The 15,928-nt window shown below is 62.1% G+C and carries 17 protein-coding genes; 4 read left to right on the top strand and 13 right to left on the bottom strand.

Annotated elements, in window-relative coordinates:
* Positions 1 to 284: 284 nt before the first annotated feature.
* The 8 genes from CN311_RS21970 to CN311_RS33675 form a co-directional block, all read right to left on the bottom strand.
* A complete protein-coding gene (locus CN311_RS21970) occupies positions 285 to 608 on the bottom strand; it encodes an FtsB family cell division protein (RefSeq protein ID WP_097575801.1) in 324 nt (107 codons plus the stop codon).
* A gap of 153 nt (positions 609 to 761) precedes the next feature.
* Positions 762 to 2,036, bottom strand: coding sequence for a phosphopyruvate hydratase (gene eno / locus CN311_RS21965; protein ID WP_097575800.1), 1,275 nt, complete (start codon positions 2,034 to 2,036; stop codon positions 762 to 764).
* Positions 2,037 to 2,422: 386 nt separating this feature from the next.
* Positions 2,423 to 2,788, bottom strand: a complete 366-nt coding sequence (locus tag CN311_RS21955) for a PRC-barrel domain-containing protein (RefSeq protein WP_097575798.1) — start codon at positions 2,786 to 2,788, stop codon at positions 2,423 to 2,425.
* Positions 2,789 to 2,876: 88 nt separating this feature from the next.
* The gene (locus CN311_RS21950; protein ID WP_097575803.1) at positions 2,877 to 3,080 is read right to left on the bottom strand and encodes a dodecin family protein; all 204 of its coding nucleotides are present in this window, start codon (positions 3,078 to 3,080) and stop codon (positions 2,877 to 2,879) included.
* A 74-nt stretch (positions 3,081 to 3,154) separates the two neighbouring features.
* Positions 3,155 to 3,997, bottom strand: a complete 843-nt coding sequence (gene kdsA / locus CN311_RS21945) for a 3-deoxy-8-phosphooctulonate synthase (protein WP_097575797.1) — start codon at positions 3,995 to 3,997, stop codon at positions 3,155 to 3,157.
* Positions 3,994 to 4,866, bottom strand: coding sequence for a VOC family protein (locus CN311_RS21940; protein WP_097575796.1), 873 nt, complete (start codon positions 4,864 to 4,866; stop codon positions 3,994 to 3,996). Before CN311_RS21940 ends, kdsA begins: the two co-directional genes overlap by 4 nt.
* A gap of 33 nt (positions 4,867 to 4,899) precedes the next feature.
* A complete protein-coding gene (locus tag CN311_RS21935; RefSeq protein WP_097575795.1) occupies positions 4,900 to 5,205 on the bottom strand; it encodes a Dabb family protein in 306 nt (101 codons plus the stop codon).
* A 100-nt stretch (positions 5,206 to 5,305) separates the two neighbouring features.
* A complete protein-coding gene (locus CN311_RS33675) occupies positions 5,306 to 5,440 on the bottom strand; it encodes a hypothetical protein (protein WP_280954045.1) in 135 nt (44 codons plus the stop codon).
* Positions 5,441 to 5,657: 217 nt separating this feature from the next.
* On the opposite strand from CN311_RS33675, the gene CN311_RS21930 reads away from it, so the two are divergent.
* Complete coding sequence (locus tag CN311_RS21930) at positions 5,658 to 6,929, top strand: SAM-dependent methyltransferase (protein ID WP_097575794.1); 1,272 nt, start codon at positions 5,658 to 5,660, stop codon at positions 6,927 to 6,929.
* A gap of 16 nt (positions 6,930 to 6,945) precedes the next feature.
* On the opposite strand, the gene CN311_RS21925 is transcribed toward CN311_RS21930, so the two are convergent.
* Together CN311_RS21925 and CN311_RS21920 are read right to left on the bottom strand one after the other, a co-directional pair.
* Positions 6,946 to 8,928, bottom strand: coding sequence for a bifunctional 2',3'-cyclic-nucleotide 2'-phosphodiesterase/3'-nucleotidase (locus CN311_RS21925; protein ID WP_097575802.1), 1,983 nt, complete (start codon positions 8,926 to 8,928; stop codon positions 6,946 to 6,948).
* A gap of 132 nt (positions 8,929 to 9,060) precedes the next feature.
* Positions 9,061 to 10,326, bottom strand: a complete 1,266-nt coding sequence (locus CN311_RS21920) for an NAD(P)/FAD-dependent oxidoreductase (protein WP_097575793.1) — start codon at positions 10,324 to 10,326, stop codon at positions 9,061 to 9,063.
* Positions 10,327 to 10,509: 183 nt separating this feature from the next.
* Between CN311_RS21920 and CN311_RS21915 the strand changes: the two genes are divergently transcribed.
* Positions 10,510 to 11,169: a 5-formyltetrahydrofolate cyclo-ligase gene (locus CN311_RS21915; RefSeq protein WP_097575792.1), complete on the top strand. Its 660-nt coding sequence runs from the start codon at positions 10,510 to 10,512 to the stop codon at positions 11,167 to 11,169.
* Position 11,170: 1 nt separating this feature from the next.
* Here CN311_RS21915 and CN311_RS21910 read toward each other — a convergent pair whose 3' ends face one another.
* The gene (locus CN311_RS21910; protein ID WP_006333495.1) at positions 11,171 to 11,644 is read right to left on the bottom strand and encodes an Lrp/AsnC family transcriptional regulator; all 474 of its coding nucleotides are present in this window, start codon (positions 11,642 to 11,644) and stop codon (positions 11,171 to 11,173) included.
* Positions 11,645 to 11,802: 158 nt separating this feature from the next.
* On the opposite strand from CN311_RS21910, the gene ald reads away from it, so the two are divergent.
* The gene (gene ald, locus CN311_RS21905) at positions 11,803 to 12,918 is read left to right on the top strand and encodes an alanine dehydrogenase (RefSeq protein WP_097575791.1); all 1,116 of its coding nucleotides are present in this window, start codon (positions 11,803 to 11,805) and stop codon (positions 12,916 to 12,918) included.
* 198 nt (positions 12,919 to 13,116) lie between these two features.
* Positions 13,117 to 14,415: an outer membrane protein gene (locus tag CN311_RS21900; RefSeq protein WP_097575790.1), complete on the top strand. Its 1,299-nt coding sequence runs from the start codon at positions 13,117 to 13,119 to the stop codon at positions 14,413 to 14,415.
* 392 nt (positions 14,416 to 14,807) lie between these two features.
* Here CN311_RS21900 and CN311_RS21895 read toward each other — a convergent pair whose 3' ends face one another.
* Together CN311_RS21895 and CN311_RS21890 are read right to left on the bottom strand one after the other, a co-directional pair.
* Positions 14,808 to 15,275: a DUF1203 domain-containing protein gene (locus CN311_RS21895; RefSeq protein WP_097575789.1), complete on the bottom strand. Its 468-nt coding sequence runs from the start codon at positions 15,273 to 15,275 to the stop codon at positions 14,808 to 14,810.
* 106 nt (positions 15,276 to 15,381) lie between these two features.
* On the bottom strand, positions 15,382 to 15,928 hold a 547-nt coding region (locus CN311_RS21890; protein ID WP_165779795.1), incomplete at its 5' end, for a P-loop nucleotide/nucleoside kinase family protein.

The raw sequence follows: 15,928 nt of genomic DNA, 5'->3' as shown, positions 1-15,928 counted from the left end.
GGTGAAATCAGCCGGCTTCGGGGCGGAAAGTCCCGACGATTTGCTATCGGATCTCGATTTGGCAGGCGCTTTTCTGGCGGCGGTGGCCATGCATCACTCCCTGTTACGTCTCTTTGTGGACATTAGAGCAAGATGAAATCTGCTCTGAGGGAGATCAGTCCTCCCCACCGATTTGGAAGAGGCTAACATGCGAGAATGGGTTTCGCCATGCTGAAAAATGCATGGCTGGCATGCATCTAAGCGATTAAAATCGTTGAAAATATCGGCGATTAACTCGAATCAGGTTATCTGGACGACGATGGCAGCATGATGGTGATTTCGTCGGCATGGGACAGATTGAGCGCCTTGCGCGCCTGCTCGTCAAGCATGTCCTTTTCCAGCGTCCCTTCGTGCATGAGCTGGACACGGTGTTGCAGATCGATCCGACGTGCCTTGACGGCATCGAGCTTGCCCTGCAGATCGGCGGCCTGGGCTTCGAGCCGGTACTTGGAATAGATGCCGAACTCGCCATGATAGGCGTGGAAACCGAAATAAGCCAGGAACGCCACGCAGAGCGAGGGAATGATCAGCCGACCGGTGTTTCTCTGCTTGTGCTGGCGTGTCCACATGGGTCCGGATCCTGGCGGCCGCGAACTCAAACGGCCCAGCGTTCTTTTCGCCCGATTGTGCTTAATGGACGGTTACGGACAGCCGGATTTGGTCAGCGAAACGAAAAAGGGCGGGAATGACCCGCCCCTACGCTTCCGGATAATTCCTGGAAATCAGCCTTTCACGATCGACTTGCCGGCGTAGAACGCCTGCTTGCCGAGTTCTTCCTCGATGCGGATGAGCTGGTTGTATTTGGCCATGCGGTCAGAGCGCGACAGCGAGCCTGTCTTGATCTGCCCGCAATTGGTGGCGACGGCGAGATCGGCGATGGTCGAATCTTCCGTCTCACCCGATCGATGCGACATGACGGCGGTGTAGCCGGCCTTGTGCGCGGTCTCGACGGCGTCGAGCGCTTCGGTGAGCGAGCCGATCTGGTTGACCTTGACCAGGATCGAATTGGCCACGCCCATGCGGATGCCGTCGCGTAGTCGCGCCGTGTTGGTGACGAACAGATCGTCGCCGACGAGCTGGGTCTTCTTGCCGATGAGGTCGGTCAGGTACTTCCAGCCGTCCCAGTCGTCCTCGGCAAGTCCGTCCTCGATCGTGATGATCGGATAGTCGGCGGCGAGCTTGGCCAGGTATTTGGCCTGCGCTTTCGGATCGCGGGTCTTCCTCTCGCCCTCATAGACGTAGTTGCCGTCCTTGAAGAATTCGGTCGCGGCGCAGTCGAGGCCGAGCGCGACCTCCTCGCCCGGCTTGAAGCCGGCCTTTTCAATCGATTCCATGATGAAATCGAGCGCGGCCGGCGCGCTTTTCAGGTTCGGAGCGAAGCCGCCTTCGTCGCCGACATTGGTGTTGTGGCCGGCATCCTTCAGCCTCTTGCGCAGCGTGTGGAATATCTCCGAGCCCCAGCGCACGCCGTCACGCAGCGTCGGCGCGCCGATCGGCAGGATCATGAATTCTTGGAAATCGATCGGGTTGTCGGCATGCGCGCCGCCATTGATGATGTTCATCATCGGCACTGGCAGCACATGCGCCTTGGTGCCGCCGACATAGCGGTAGAGCGGCAGGCCGGCCGCGTCCGCCGCGGCCTTGGCCACCGCCAGCGACACGCCGAGAATGGCATTGGCGCCGAGCCGGCTCTTGTTGGGCGTGCCATCGAGCTCGATCATCGTCTGGTCGATATGGATCTGGTTCTCGGCTTCCATGCCGCCGATCGCCTCGAACAGCTCGCCATTCACGGCCTCGACGGCCCCGAGCACACCCTTGCCGAGATAGCGGGCGCCGCCGTCGCGCAGCTCGACCGCCTCATGCGCGCCGGTCGAGGCGCCGGACGGCACCGCGGCACGGCCCATCGAGCCGTCTTCAAGCACAACATCGACCTCGACAGTCGGGTTTCCGCGGCTGTCCAGGATTTCACGCCCGACAATGTCGATGATGGCGGTCATTGTAATGTCCCCGATTGATCTGGCAAAGCGTCGCGCACGTCTTAGCCAAAGTGCCGCAAAAGGCAATCGGGGCGCCTGCAAATATTGCCGCGCCGCTTCCCCGGCCGATTCACGAAGCGCAAATCGCTGTCATCATAAGTCATGGCGGCGGGCCGCGTTCTCGGTTATGGTCGCGCTTGCGCGGGGCGAAACAGGAGGAGTTTCGCCATGTCCCAGTTGAGCGGTATCGTAAGTTTATTCCTGATTGCAGCTGCGTTCCTGACGTCATGCGACAATCAGCAGCCCCAGCAGGGATCGTTGCCGGCCCTGCAGATCGCGGAATAGCTTTCATCGCATATGGAAAGGCCCCCGGCGGACGGGGGCCTTTCTGATTCAGCGGACTGAAGTCAGTGCCAGTAAGGCTCGACCTTGTAATAGTTGTACGAAGCGTCGCGTGCCGCCTCGCCGTCGGCGCCGGTCAGTTCGTTGATCGAATAGGCAGGCGCGGCTGTCAGTTGCTCCTTGGTGAAGGGCACGACGTAGCCGCCCTTATCCTCGTCATAGTCGAGGCTCGCCCATGGCATGGCGTGGTATTTCTCGCCGATGCCAAGAAATCCGCCAAAGCCGATCACCGCGAACATGATGCCGTTCGACGTCTTGTCGAGCATGACATCCTCAATGTCGCCGATATGCTCGCCTTCGGTATTATAGACCGACGTGCCAATGACGCGCGAAGCGGCAATGGCCTCGGTGTGCCCGGTCTGGGTTGTCATGGTATGCTCCTCTCTTGTTGTTGACGCTATGCGTTGACAATGAGGGGAGCGGACGAAGGTTCCAGACTTTCTTTAATGTCCGGGCCAGCTACTCAGCGAGGATGAAGGTGACTTTCATGTTGACGCGGTAGGCGGAGATATTGCCGTTCTCAACGACGATCTTCTGATCCTGAATCCATGCGCCTTCGACGTTCTTCAGGGTCTTGGAGGCGCGCGCAATTCCCTTCTCGATGGCGTCCTGAAAGCTCTTCTTCGACGATGCTGTGATCTCGGTGACGCGGGCGACGGACATGGCTTCCTCCTGCCAAGTGCTCATTTGCATGGCAAGAGTACAGCCGGCTGTGGGGGACCACAAGCGCGTGCGTTTCAACCCTTGGCAATTCGATCGAACGCCATCAGCCGTTCGAGCAAAGCCGGCATGTCCTTCAGCGGCACCATGTTCGGGCCATCGGAAGAGGTCGAATTGTCGGGATCCTGGTGGGTTTCGATGAACACGCCGGCAACGCCGACGGCGACAGCCGCGCGTGCCAACGTCTCGACAAAGCGACGCTCGCCACCCGAGGAACCACCCTGCCCCCCCGGCTGTTGCACGGAATGCGTGGCATCGAAAATCACCGGCGCACCGATCTCGGCCATGATCGGCAGCGAACGCATGTCGGACACCAGTGTGTTGTAGCCGAAAGACGCGCCGCGCTCTGTCGTCAACACGTTGGCATTGCCCGAACCGGTGATCTTGGCGACGACGTTCTTCATGTCCCAGGGAGCAAGGAACTGTCCCTTCTTGACATTGATCACCTTGCCGGTCCTGGCCGCGGCAACCAGCATGTCGGTCTGACGCGACAGGAAAGCCGGTATCTGCAGCACGTCGACATGCGGCGCGACGATCGCGCACTGTTCCTCGGTGTGGACATCGGTCAGCACGGGGAGCGAAAACGTCTTGCGCAGTTCATCGAAGACGGGAAGCGCTGCCTCCATGCCCGCGCCGCGCGTCGCCGACAGCGAGGTGCGGTTGGCCTTGTCGTAGCTGGTCTTGTAGACGACCCCGATGCCGAGCTTGCCGGTGAGCTCCTTCAGCGCACCGGCCATGTCGAAGGCATGCTGGCGCGATTCAAACTGGCACGGGCCGGCGATCAGCGCCAAAGCCGCCTTGTTGTCGAAGACGACATTGCCGACGGTTACCGACGAATTGGGGGCCAAGGGCTTGCTCATGGGATCTCCCGGAAAATGAAAACCGCACCCTGTCCGGGCGCCGGCCGCACGACAATATCATTGCCGTCTATGTCGTGTTCGATGCAATTGGCTGCAAGGAGCGTTGCCACGGTATCCGTGCTGCGAACCGAAAAGACGACCCCCGCGAAACGGAGTTCCGACGGCGCACTGGCCGGCAGGCCGAAACGCGTGTCGAACGCAGCAGGCTCAAGCAGGGTCAAACCGGCGTTCGGCAAGCGAAACGCCGTGTCCTCCTCCGCATCCGACGCGACCGCCAACAATCCGCGCTGCTCGGATGGTCTGTCGCTGACCGCCACGACTTCGATGATGCCGGTTGCGCCGTTGGCATGGGCTTGCAACGCGGCGCGGTCCACCTTGGGCGCGTTGATCCGCTCGCAAGCGAACAGCAACGCGTCCGTCGCCCCGGCTCCAGAGGCGAAGGCGAGTTTGAACGATGCCATGTCGCTGTTTCCCGCCGCGTCGGCAAAGGCACGCGAAAAGCTCAACATACCGCCCGCCGACAGGCCGGCTTCGACATAGCGCGCATGGTCGGCGTCGGCATTGCCGGTGCTGAGCACGATGGCCGAAAATCCCTCCTCGCCGCATCGGTCGCGATAGGCGCGGTCGCGCGCGACGAAGACGTTGCCCGCCGCGATCGCCTTCGCCGCCGCTTGCGCGTCGCCTACCGCCAGCGGCTCGAGATAGGTGCCGTCCTCAAGGAAGACGCAGCAGTTCTCCGTTCCGAATGGGTGAATGCCGGGCGGCGCCACGACAAAGCCCAGCGAGACCAGTCGCGCCCGCGCCACGTCGAGATTCACCGTCGGCAGCACAAGATGGTCAAGCGGATGAGTGGGCGGCGTCTCGGTCATGCCGGCGCGGTGTGCATCATTCCGGAAGACGGTTCAAGCGTTTCGGCCGCTTGCCGCGGCCACGACGTCGGCCGAATAGCGCAATTCGCGCAATGGCCTGACCTGGCTGGTCGTCTTTGCATAGAGAGGATGCGCCTTATAGGCGGCAAGGGCTGTCTCATCCTCGAACTCGGCGTAGACGACCACGTCGATTTCGTCCGAGAGCGGGTCGACCTTGGTGTTGAGCGTCACCTCGAAAAAGCGGGAATGGGGGATCTTGCCCAGGGTCAGCAAGCCAGTGCGCACGGCCTCCACGTCCTCTTTGTCGCGCGCGCTGAAGAAAACGATATGCCGGATCAAACCAGCCTCCTCGATCGATATGCAGGCGTGTTTTGTGCGGGCAAAACGATCGCGTCAACCGGCAACGATGTCGCGCCGGTGTTGCGCGGGGAAAGAAACCCTAGACGAAGCTGGTGGCGTAGTTCACCACGCGCGTTATCTCCCTGACGGTGTAGTCGAGATAGCGGCCCTGATTGTAGAGTCCGTCCCAGATAAGGAAGAAGGTGACGGCGGCGATGACGATGACATAACGCATGGCTAAACTATCGCATGAGAGTGGCTGCCGCAGCCAGAGTGATTCCGATGTCGACCGGCGGCCCTCCCCAACATCTTGCCTCTTGAAGTTCCCTTTGATGACGTGAAAGATTGCGGTGGGATTCATCAGGGGGCGACGTTCGAACCTGGCGAATGAACTGCGAGAGTGTGGGAACCGGTCGTTTTACACCGGTTGCGCAGAAGTCCGGGGGCGTGACATGGCTTACAAGGAACAGAAGAGCGTTGCTTTGGGCAGCGTTATATTGGGCGACGCGGTCAGGCTGGACGAAGTCAATTTCGCCGAAATCGTCAAAGGCCTGCCGGCCAAAGCGCGCATGGTGCTGTCGGCGGCGATGAGCCTGCCGCGTGGTTCGCTCAAGGTGAGGATGCCGGACGGCCGCGCCGTCCTCGTCGGCGGCAAGGGCCCAGGTCCGGACGCCGAGCTGGTGCTGAAGAACTGGCGCCTGCCTTCCCGTGCCTTCACCGGCGGCACCATCGGCGTTGCCGAATCCTACATGGACGGCGATTGGGAAAGCCCCGACGTCACCAGTTTCCTCGAATTGTTCGTGGTCAATTCGGCCATCGGCGAGCGTGTCGCGGGCGGCGCCAGCTGGCTGATCAACGCCGTCCAGCGCATCCGCCACTGGTTCAACGAGAACACTCGCACCGGTTCGAAGCGCAATATCTCGGCGCACTACGACCTTGGCAATGCGTTCTACAAGGAATGGCTGGATCCAAGCATGACCTATTCGTCGGCGCTCTATGCGACCGGCGCCAACGATCTGGAAAGCGCGCAGGCCGCCAAATACCGCGCGCTGGCCAAGGATACCGGGATTGGCAAGAAGGATCATGTGCTGGAAATCGGCTGCGGCTGGGGCGGCTTTGCCGAATTCGCCGCGCGCGAGATCGGCTGCCGTGTCACCGGCTTGACGATCAGCCGCGAGCAGCACGATTTTGCCAAGGCGCGCATCCAGAAAGCCGGGCTTGCCGACAAGGTCGACATCAAGCTGCAGGATTATCGCGACGAGACCGGCACCTATGACCGCATCGCCTCGATCGAGATGTTCGAGGCGGTCGGCGAAAAATACTGGCCGGTGTTTTTCGGCAAGATGAAGACTTGCCTGAAATCCGGTGGCACGGCCGGTCTGCAGATCATCACCATCAACGAGGCTGCCTACGACACCTATCGCGCCCGTCCTGATTTCATCCAGCGCTACGTCTTCCCAGGCGGCATGCTGCCGACGCCGTCGATCCTGAAAGCGCTCGGCAAGGACCACGGACTTGCCCATCTGCGCGAGCGCGTCTTCCCGGACGATTATGCCCGCACGCTCGCCGAATGGCGGCACCGCTTCCGGGCGTCATGGGAAAAGATCGTCCCGCTCGGTTTCGACGAACGCTTCAAGAAGCTCTGGGAGTTTTACCTGCATTATTGCGAGGCTGGCTTCCGCGCCAGCTACATCGATGTCCGCCAGGTGGTTTACAAGGCCTAGCGGGAGCCTGCTTCGCCTATAGGAGGATGCGGTATTTCGCAAACCCGGCTTCGCCCTCGCCTGCCGGTTCGATCTTCAGCGACTTCACCTCGGCGATAAAATCCTTCGCCCTGGCGCCGGTCTCGAACACGACACTGGTTCCGGGCAGCGGCGCAAACGACCAGTTGTCGTCCGCCGACGGGTTGATCGTGCCTTCGCTGACGACGTAGCGCACGATCACGTCGCGATTGGTGTCCGGCGCCTCATAGATGATCTTCGAGGCGTTGATATCGGGGAAGTTGCCACCGCCGCCGGCGCGGTAATTGTTGGTGGCGACAACGAATTTCGCTGCCGGATCAATCGGTTTTCCGTCGAACATCAAGTCGACGATGCGGTTGGAGCCGGCATTGGCCATCCCGCCCTTGGCGTCGTATTTCGGCGGCTGGGACAAGTCGATCCTGTAGGTGACGCCGTCGATGACGTCGAAATTGTAGGACGGGAAATCGGTGTTGATCAGCGCCTGATCGGCCTTGCCAGCCTCGATCCTGTTGAAAATGCCGGCCGACATCTCCAGCCATTCCTTCACCTGCGCCCCGGTGATTTCGACGGCGCGAACGGTGTTCGGATAGAGATAGAGGTCGGCGACATTCTTGATGGCGATGTCGCCCACCGGCACGTCGGTATAGTAGTCGGCGCCGTTGCGGCCGCCGGCCTTGAAGGGCGCCGCCGCCGACAGCAGTGGTACGTCCTTCCACTGCGTGTTCTTGAGGATGTCCTTCAGATACCAGGTCTGCGCCTGGCTGACGACCTGTACCGACGGATCGTCGGCGACCAGCGCGAAATAGGAGTAGAGCGGCGCCGAGGTCTTGCCGACCGGTCGGCGCACATAGGCCAGCGTCGCCTGGTGATCCTGCTCGAGCGCGGCGATGATGCGCTTGTCGTCCGCGACCGTCGGCTTGTTCTTGTTGTCGACGCGCTCGTAGATCGGCCGCGCCTCGGAGGTTGCCGAGACGACCCGCCACTTCGACCCGTCGCGCTCAAGCAACAGGTCGATCAGGCCCATATGCGAGCCCCAGAAACCGCCCATCACGGCAGGCTTGCCCTGCAGCGTGCCCTTTTCGGTATCGACGGCCTCAAGCGCCTGAAAATCCTTCTTGCCGGGGAAGACCAGATGCTGGTGTCCGGTGAACACCGCGTCGATGCCGTCGACGCCGGCGACGAAGAAGGAGGCGTTTTCCATCATGTCGCCCTGCTTCACGTCGATGCCGGAATGGGACAGCGCGATGACGATGTCGGCGCCTGCCTCCTTGATCTCCGGCACCCAGGCCTTTGCCGCCTCGACGATGTCGCGCGTCTTGACGTTGCCTTCAAGGTTCTTCAGGTCCCAGACCATGATCTGCGGCGGCACGAAGCCGATGATGCCGATCCTGATCGGCTGCTCGGCGCCCGAGCCATCCTTGATTGTCTTATCGAGGATGATGTAGGGCTTGAGATAGAGCTTGTCGTCGCGCGGGTTTGCGGCCAGTTCGGTGCCGCGGGTCAGATTGGCGCAGACGAACGGGAAATTGGCGCCGGCCAGCACCTTGTCCATGAAGGACAGACCGTAGTTGAACTCATGGTTGCCAAGCGTCGAACACTCGTAACCGAGCAGGTTCATGCCCTTCATGATCGGATGCAGGTCACCGTCCTTCATGCCCTTCTCATAGGCGATGTAGTCGCCCATCGGGTTGCCCTGCAGCAGGTCGCCATTGTCGATGAGCATGGCGTTGGTGGCTTGCTTGCGCACCGCATCGATCAGCGAGGCCGTCCGCGACAGACCCAGTGTGTCGTTCGCTTTGTCGGCGTAGTAATCATAGGGCAGCACGTTCACATGGATGTCGGTCGTCTCCATGATCCTGAGATGCGCCTGGTTGGCCTGCGCTCGGGCGGAGAACGGGTGCAGCATGATCAGTGCTCCCGTGGCGGCAGCGCCCGCAAGCAGTGAGCGGCGAGAGACTGGATGGAGCCGTTGAGAGGACATTGTTTTTCCTACTTCCATGACGCGTGACAAGGCCTGCCCGATGCCAAGCTTCGCGCCGAAATCCAGCCGAGTCCAGAAGTCCAATCCATCAAGAAAGGGTGACATGCGGATGAATGTCCGCCACCGCAGAGGTCAAACCTTGTCGTCGTCGCCCTGGGTGATCAGTCGGGCGCTGCGCTGACCGGTGAGGTAGATCCACAGCCAACTAAGCGAAACCGCAAGCCGGTTACGGAAGCCGATGAGGAAATAGATGTGCGCGAAGCCCCACAGCCACCAGGCCAGCCGGCCGGTGAGCTTGATCCAGCCGAAATCGATGGCGGCGGCACGCTTGCCGATCGTTGCGAGGTCGCCGTCATGCCGGTAGCGGAAAGGCCGCGGCGCGGTATCGCCGGCAAGCCGGGCCTTGACCGTCGCCGCGACATGCTTGCCCTGCTGCTTGGCGGCGGGGGCGACGCCGGGCACCATGCGGCCGTCGGGCCGCAGGACATGTGCGGCGTCGCCGATGACGAAAATCTCAGGACTCCCCGGCAGGGTGAGGTCGGGTTCGACCAGCACCCTGCCCGCGCGGTCCGCCGCCGCGCCCAGCCATTCGGCGGCCGGCGAAGCGGCAACGCCTGCCGCCCACAGGATTGTCCGCGCCGGCAGTTGGGTTTCGCCGAAGACCACGCCCTCGGCATCGCAGCGCGTGACGGGCCGGCCGAGTTCGACCTCGACGCCGAGCCGCTCGAGCGCCTTCCTGGCGTAGTCGGAAAGTTCAGGTGCGAAATTGGGCAGGATGCGCTCGCCGGCCTCGATCAGCACCACGCGCGTCTGCCGTGTATCGATGTTGCGGAATTCGCCGCGCAGCGTGTCATGCGCCAATTCGACAATCGTGCCGGCCAGTTCCACGCCGGTCGGCCCGCCGCCGACGATCGCCAGCGTCAGCAACGCCTGGCGTTTGGCCGGATCGGTTTCCCGCTCGGCCTGTTCGAAGGCCAGAAGCATGCGCCGCCGGATTGTGGTGGCGTCTTCCAGCGTCTTCAGCCCCGGCGCGAACGGCTCCCATTCGTCATGGCCGAAATAGGCGTGCCTGGCGCCAGTGGCCAGCACCAGCGTGTCGTAGTCGACCGCGCCGCCATCGTCGAACAGCACGCGCTTGCCGGCGCGGTCGACGCCGCTGACATTGGCGAGCAGCGTCGTCACGTCCTTGCGCTTGCGCAGGAGATGGCGGATCGGCCAGGCGACCTCCGAGGTCGCCAGCGCCGTGGTCGCCACCTGATAGAGCAGCGGCTGGAAGAGATGGTGGTTGCGCTTGTCGATCATGGTGATGCGCACCGGCGCGCCGGCCAGCGCGCGGGTGAATTCGAGGCCGCCGAAACCCGCGCCGACAACGACCACATGATGGTTGGCCTGGTTCATCCCGTTCACCGATGGCAAGCAATTCACTGTCGTTGATATAGGCGTTTTGTGCAGCGCAACAACGCCCAGCATGGACGCCAGGCATGGACCATTGCCCCGGACTCGCCGCTTGATGTCGCCAATGCGCATGCCATAGGTCCCACCCTGAGATAGCCTCATCGAAACAGCATGCCGAGGTTAAGCATGGCCAATGAACGCGACGATGAAGGTCCGGCGCAATACGCCTCGCCGCCTTGCTTCCTGCATGAGCTGGACCCGGCATTCCGCGCGCCCCTCTCCGACTGGACTGACGTAAGACGCTGGCGCAAGGCCGAGCGCGAGCGGCTGATCGCGGCCCGCCTTGCGGTTGCCGCCGATGCAAGGGCGGCAATGTCACGGTGCATCGCCGAAGGGCTCGACGCCGTGATCGGCGACATTGCCGGCCGTATGGTCAGTCTTTACTGGCCGTTCCGCGGCGAGCCGGACCTGCGCCCATGGATGGCCTCGGTCAATGCACGCGGCGGCCGTACCGCTCTGCCTGTCGTTATCGAGAAAGGCCGGCCGCTTATTTTTCGCCCCTACGTCCCCGGAGACCGGTTGGAAAAAGGCGTCTGGAACATCCCCATCCCGGCCGAGGGCGACCCGGTGCTGCCCGACATCGTCATTTCGCCGATCGTCGGCATCGATCCCAATTGCTATCGCCTGGGCTATGGCGGCGGATTCTTCGATCGCACGCTGGCGGCGATGCCGTTCAAGCCATTGGTCATCGGCGTCGGCTACGAGTTGCAGCGAATCGCCACCATCTACCCGCAGCCGCACGACATTCCGATGGACCGGCTGGTGACGGAAGCGCCTGGAATTTAGCCTAAGCCATTTCCGGCTTCAGCCCCATTGCCGTCCGGTCGACAATCTCGCGCAAGGCGAAGGACGAATTGATTTTCGTCACATGCGGCATAGCCGACAGCCATTCCTTGTGGATGCGCTCATAGTCGACGAGATCCTTGGCGGCGATGCGCAGGATGTAGTCGTATTCGCCCGACATCAGGTGGCAGGACAGCACGTTCGGGCAGCGCTTTATCGCCGCCTCGAAATCCGAGAGCGTCTTCTCGAACTGCCCCGACAGCGATATATGCACGATTGCCGTCATCTGGTGGCCGAGGGCGGCATTGGAGAGCCGGGCGTGGTAGCCGCGAATGGTTCCCGATTTCTCCAGATTGTCCAGCCGCCGCGAGCAGGCCGACTGCGACAGCCCGACCTTCTCGGCAAGTGCCGCATTAGGTATCCGCCCATCCTTCTGCAATGTCTCGAGAATGGCGATATCAATCCTGTCCAGCGGCATTTTTCGTGATTCCTGCGAAAAACATGACGTTTCGCGCAACGATTATCGAAGCACACACTTTAGCACAAGCGCATTCGCAAACACATGCGCAACGATTCGTGTTTCACTAGGTCCATACAGGGAACACGCCCAAAAGGGCTGGATCAGGAGATAAGAGAATGCGCGTCGGCTGCCCCCGGGAAATCAAGAACCACGAATACCGCGTCGGACTGACGCCGGGCTCGGTCCGCGAATATGTCGCGCATGGCCATGAGGTGCTGGTCGAGACCGGCGCCGGCGCCGGCATCGGCGCCGACGACAATGCCTATCGCGCCGCCGGCGCAACCATCGCCAAGACAGCCGCCGACGTGTTCGCCAAGTCCGACATGATCGTCAAGGTCAAGGAGCCGCAGCCCAACGAGTGGGTACAGCTCCGCGACGGCCAGATCCTCTACACCTATCTCCATCTCGCTCCGGATCCGGAGCAGACCAAGGGCCTGCTGGCCTCGGGTGTGACGGCTATCGCCTACGAGACCGTCACCGACGATCGCGGCGGCCTGCCGCTGCTGGCGCCGATGTCGGAAGTCGCCGGCCGCCTGTCGATCCAGGCCGGGGCGACGGCGCTGCAGAAGGCCAATGGCGGCCGCGGCGTGCTGCTCGGCGGCGTGCCCGGCGTGCTGCCCGGCAAGGTCACCGTGCTCGGCGGCGGCGTCGTCGGCCTGCATGCCGCCCGGATGGCGGCCGGGCTTGGCGCCGACGTCACCATCATCGACCGCTCGATCCCGCGCCTGCGCCAGCTCGACGATCTCTTCGCCGGCCGCGTCCACACCCGCTACTCGACCGTCGAGGCACTGGAAGAGGAATGTTTCTCTGCCGACATCGTCGTCGGCGCCGTGCTGATCCCGGGCGCGGCGGCACCCAAGCTCGTTTCGCGCGAAATGCTGTCCGGCATGAAGAAGGGTTCGGTGCTGGTCGACGTCGCCATCGACCAGGGCGGCTGCTTCGAGACCTCGCACGCCACCACCCATGCCGAGCCGACCTACGAGGTCGATGGCGTCATCCACTATTGCGTCGCCAACATGCCGGGCGCGGTGCCGGTCACCTCGGCCCATGCGCTCAACAATGCGACGCTGCATTACGGCCTGCAACTCGCCGACAAAGGCCTCAAGGCGCTGGTCGACGATCATCATTTGCGCAACGGCCTCAATGTCCACAAGGGCAAGATCACCAACCGCGCGGTAGCCGAAGCACTAGGCTACGAACTGGTCGAGCCAAAGGCCGTTCTCGCCGCCTGAATCCACCCCGAAATCTTCGACAGGGCCGCCGATTGTCTCGGCGGCTCATTTTTTCCACAAGCAATTTTAAAGACTTAGGGCCGGTCGAGCCGGGTTTCCCGTTTTGCGTGCAATCAGGCTCTTCTGTGGCTTTTTTGTTACAGCGATTGTTGTGAACCGATGCTAGGAAGCTCGCGGGCTTCATCAAGGGCAAGGGCAATGATCAGCAGAAAATCCGCAAAATCTCTTCTTCTCGGCGCAGCGTCCATTCTGGCGCTCGGCTCAGTCGCTCATGCCGCCGACGTGGTCGCGCCGGTAGAGGCGTCCGGCTTCAACTGGAGCGGCATCTATGTCGGCTTTGGCGTCGGCGCCGGCGCCAACGTCCACGAACTCAGCGGCGATATCCTTCCTGGGTTCTCGTTGAATGGCATTGGCGGCGAAGGCGTGTACGGCGAACTGACCGTTGGATACGACTACATGGTGTCGCCGCGCTTCCTGATCGGCGGACTTCTGGACGCTCATGTCGGCAACATCGAAACCACGCTCGACGTCGCCGGGTTCGATGCTTCGGTCAAGGAGACCTACGGCTTCGACGCTGGTCTGCGCGCAGGCTACCTCTTCACGCCAAACACGTTGGGCTATGTGCTCGGCGGTTATTCCTGGCAGAAATACAAGCTCGACACGAACGCCGATTTTGATTTCGATTGGGACCAGAGCGGGTATTTCGTCGGAGCCGGCGTCGAGACCGCCATCAACAGCAATTGGACGATCAAAACCGAATATCGCTTTACGCGCTTCGGCACCAAGGACGACCTACTTGCCGACCTCGGCGCGCCGGACGGAACCCTCAATCTCGACACGTCGCGGCATACTTTCCAGGTTGCGGCCAACTATCGCTTTGGCGCCCAGAACGGTGGCGTCGCCTCTTTTGAGACCCCTGCCTACAACTGGACCGGATTCTACATCGGCGGCGCGGCCGGCGCGGGCGCATCGGTGCATCAGATCAACGTTCCACCGCTCGGCGGCCTGGAATTCAACGGGCTCGGCGGCGAAGGCGTCTTCGGCGAGCTGAACGCCGGCTACGACCACGACTTCGGCAGCTGGGTGGCAGGCGTCATGGTCGATGCCCGCTACTCCGGCATGACTTCGGAGTTGAAGGTCCCGGGCGGGTCGATCAATCTCGACACCGATTACGGGTTCGATGTGCTCGGCCGTGTCGGTATGAAGGTCAACGAATCGACGCTGGCCTATGTGCTCGGCGGCTATTCCTGGCAGCATTTCGATCTGAACGCGTCTTCGCCTATCGGCGATATCATCGACTGGGGTTCCAGCGGCTTCTCGGTGGGCGGCGGTGTGGAAACGGCCCTGTCGAGCAACATGACCGTCGGGCTCGAATATCGCTATTCGCAGTTCTCCGAGAAGGATTTCTCGTCGGATATCGGACTGCCGGATGATACCCTTACCTCCAAGCCTTCCTTCCACACCGTCCGCATCGGTGCGAAGTACAAGTTCAACTAAAACCGTCCAGGCAGCGGTCAAAGGCCCGTCGGTCGTGCCGGCGGGCTTTTTGTTTGTTCGGAAGAGTGCGGAACGCGGGAGAATATGGGCAACAAAAAAGCGGGGTTTTTGCCCCGCTTCCTCTGCTGTCGAGATTTCCCGCCGGTTCATCCGCGGTCGGCAAATCGATCAACGATTGCTTTTTAGCGCGGTAATAAGACGGGAGTACGACAGTCCTCACCGAAATCCGGCCAGCCGCGAATCGATATGTGCGCCGTGTGAAGCGCTTCACATTCCGCGCTCGAAAAACATGCCCAGACAGATCCGCCTGCTGGCGACTTCGCCAAGCTTCTGTCGCAGGCTTTTTCCCCAACTGCCCGCCAGACCATCGGCGGGCATCTTTTTGCGCGCCGTTACGCCCGCTCGATCCGGCATTGATAGCAATTGTTGCGCGCCGAGCGGACATGGACATAGGCAATGTCGTCGCGCTCGAACAGGGCCTCCGCACGTGCCGCGATGGCGCCTGTCGGGATAACGCCGCCGCTGCCATAGACGATGCGGTCGTCCTTGCCGTAACCGCGCACGATATAGTCGGTGCTTTCGAGCATTTCGGGAAGCGCATCAGCGGCGGCGGCACGCTCGCATTCCTGCGCATGCAGGAAGATCGGCCCGGTCTCGGCGTAAGGCTGCAACTCGGGAAACGGCCGGAAGGCGAGGATGAGATAGGGATCGCCGGCGGCCACGTTCTTCAGGCAGTGGCGGCAAGGCACGCCGTCGCCGTCGGAAATCTTGCGCTCTGGCGTCCTGCCATAGGCATCGGGACCACCGCGCTGCAAGGCTCTTACGTCTTCAGTGGGCAAGGCTCTAAACTGGATGGTCATGATGAAATCTCCGGTGTGGTTGACCGGAAATTATGCTTGCCCGCCGGTACTTCCCACCCGATTCATGCCAAACGCATGAGCGCCAGTCGAGATACCGTTGCCCTGGTCAATTGCTGCCCTCAATCACGACCTTCAACCACTCCGTGATCGCATCAAAGTCGACCGGTTTCGTCGTGTCGACGTCGAAAAGCGGTCCACGCCGCAGCGGTTCGGCACGCCTGGCCAGTTCGATCAGCTCGGGGATATAGGCCGCACCTGGATGGCCGGCCGGGCGCTGGTCGAGCCGGGCGCGATAGCGCTCGGCAAGAACCTCGCCGGGCGCGTGGCACCAGATTTCGGCGGTCTGTTCGACGCCCGCCTTTTGCAGATGATCCTCGAGAAGCTGGCGCGGCTGGAAGCCGAACCAGGCGTCGACGATCACGGTTGTGCCAGCGGGCGCCTGGCCGACGACCGACCAGATCGCCTGGTAGCTGGCGCGGCCGAGCGTGCGGTTGAACTCGCGGTCGCCGCCGCCGAGCATTTCGAGGAACGGGTTCTTGACCGTATCCAGCGCAAGCAATGGCCATCCCATGCGGTCGGCGATGCCGCGCGAAACGGTGCTCTTGCCGCTGGCGGGGATGCCGTTGACGAGCACGGCGCGCCTGGCGCGGCCG

It is taken from the genome of Mesorhizobium sanjuanii (genome assembly GCF_002529485.1).
GTDB lineage: Bacteria > Pseudomonadota > Alphaproteobacteria > Rhizobiales > Rhizobiaceae > Mesorhizobium > Mesorhizobium sanjuanii.
This window is presented reverse-complemented; position numbering and strand designations above follow the sequence as displayed.

Bases quoted from the DNA above. Each gene is read 5' to 3' on its own strand.
- CN311_RS21920 (WP_097575793.1), bottom strand. From the start codon at position 10,326: ATGAACCAGGCCAACCATCATGTGGTCGTTGTCGGCGCGGGTTTCGGC.
- eno (WP_097575800.1), bottom strand. From the start codon at position 2,036: ATGACCGCCATCATCGACATTGTCGGGCGTGAAATCCTGGACAGCCGC.
- CN311_RS21940 (WP_097575796.1), bottom strand. From the start codon at position 4,866: ATGACCGAGACGCCGCCCACTCATCCGCTTGACCATCTTGTGCTGCCG.
- CN311_RS21955 (WP_097575798.1), bottom strand. From the start codon at position 2,788: ATGACAACCCAGACCGGGCACACCGAGGCCATTGCCGCTTCGCGCGTC.
- CN311_RS21910 (WP_006333495.1), bottom strand. From the start codon at position 11,644: ATGCCGCTGGACAGGATTGATATCGCCATTCTCGAGACATTGCAGAAG.
- CN311_RS21895 (WP_097575789.1), bottom strand. From the start codon at position 15,275: ATGACCATCCAGTTTAGAGCCTTGCCCACTGAAGACGTAAGAGCCTTG.
- CN311_RS21950 (WP_097575803.1), bottom strand. From the start codon at position 3,080: ATGTCCGTCGCCCGCGTCACCGAGATCACAGCATCGTCGAAGAAGAGC.
- CN311_RS33675 (WP_280954045.1), bottom strand. From the start codon at position 5,440: ATGCGTTATGTCATCGTCATCGCCGCCGTCACCTTCTTCCTTATCTGG.
- ald (WP_097575791.1), top strand. From the start codon at position 11,803: ATGCGCGTCGGCTGCCCCCGGGAAATCAAGAACCACGAATACCGCGTC.
- CN311_RS21970 (WP_097575801.1), bottom strand. From the start codon at position 608: ATGTGGACACGCCAGCACAAGCAGAGAAACACCGGTCGGCTGATCATT.
- kdsA (WP_097575797.1), bottom strand. From the start codon at position 3,997: ATGAGCAAGCCCTTGGCCCCCAATTCGTCGGTAACCGTCGGCAATGTC.
- CN311_RS21900 (WP_097575790.1), top strand. From the start codon at position 13,117: ATGATCAGCAGAAAATCCGCAAAATCTCTTCTTCTCGGCGCAGCGTCC.
- CN311_RS21930 (WP_097575794.1), top strand. From the start codon at position 5,658: ATGGCTTACAAGGAACAGAAGAGCGTTGCTTTGGGCAGCGTTATATTG.
- CN311_RS21915 (WP_097575792.1), top strand. From the start codon at position 10,510: ATGGCCAATGAACGCGACGATGAAGGTCCGGCGCAATACGCCTCGCCG.
- CN311_RS21925 (WP_097575802.1), bottom strand. From the start codon at position 8,928: ATGTCCTCTCAACGGCTCCATCCAGTCTCTCGCCGCTCACTGCTTGCG.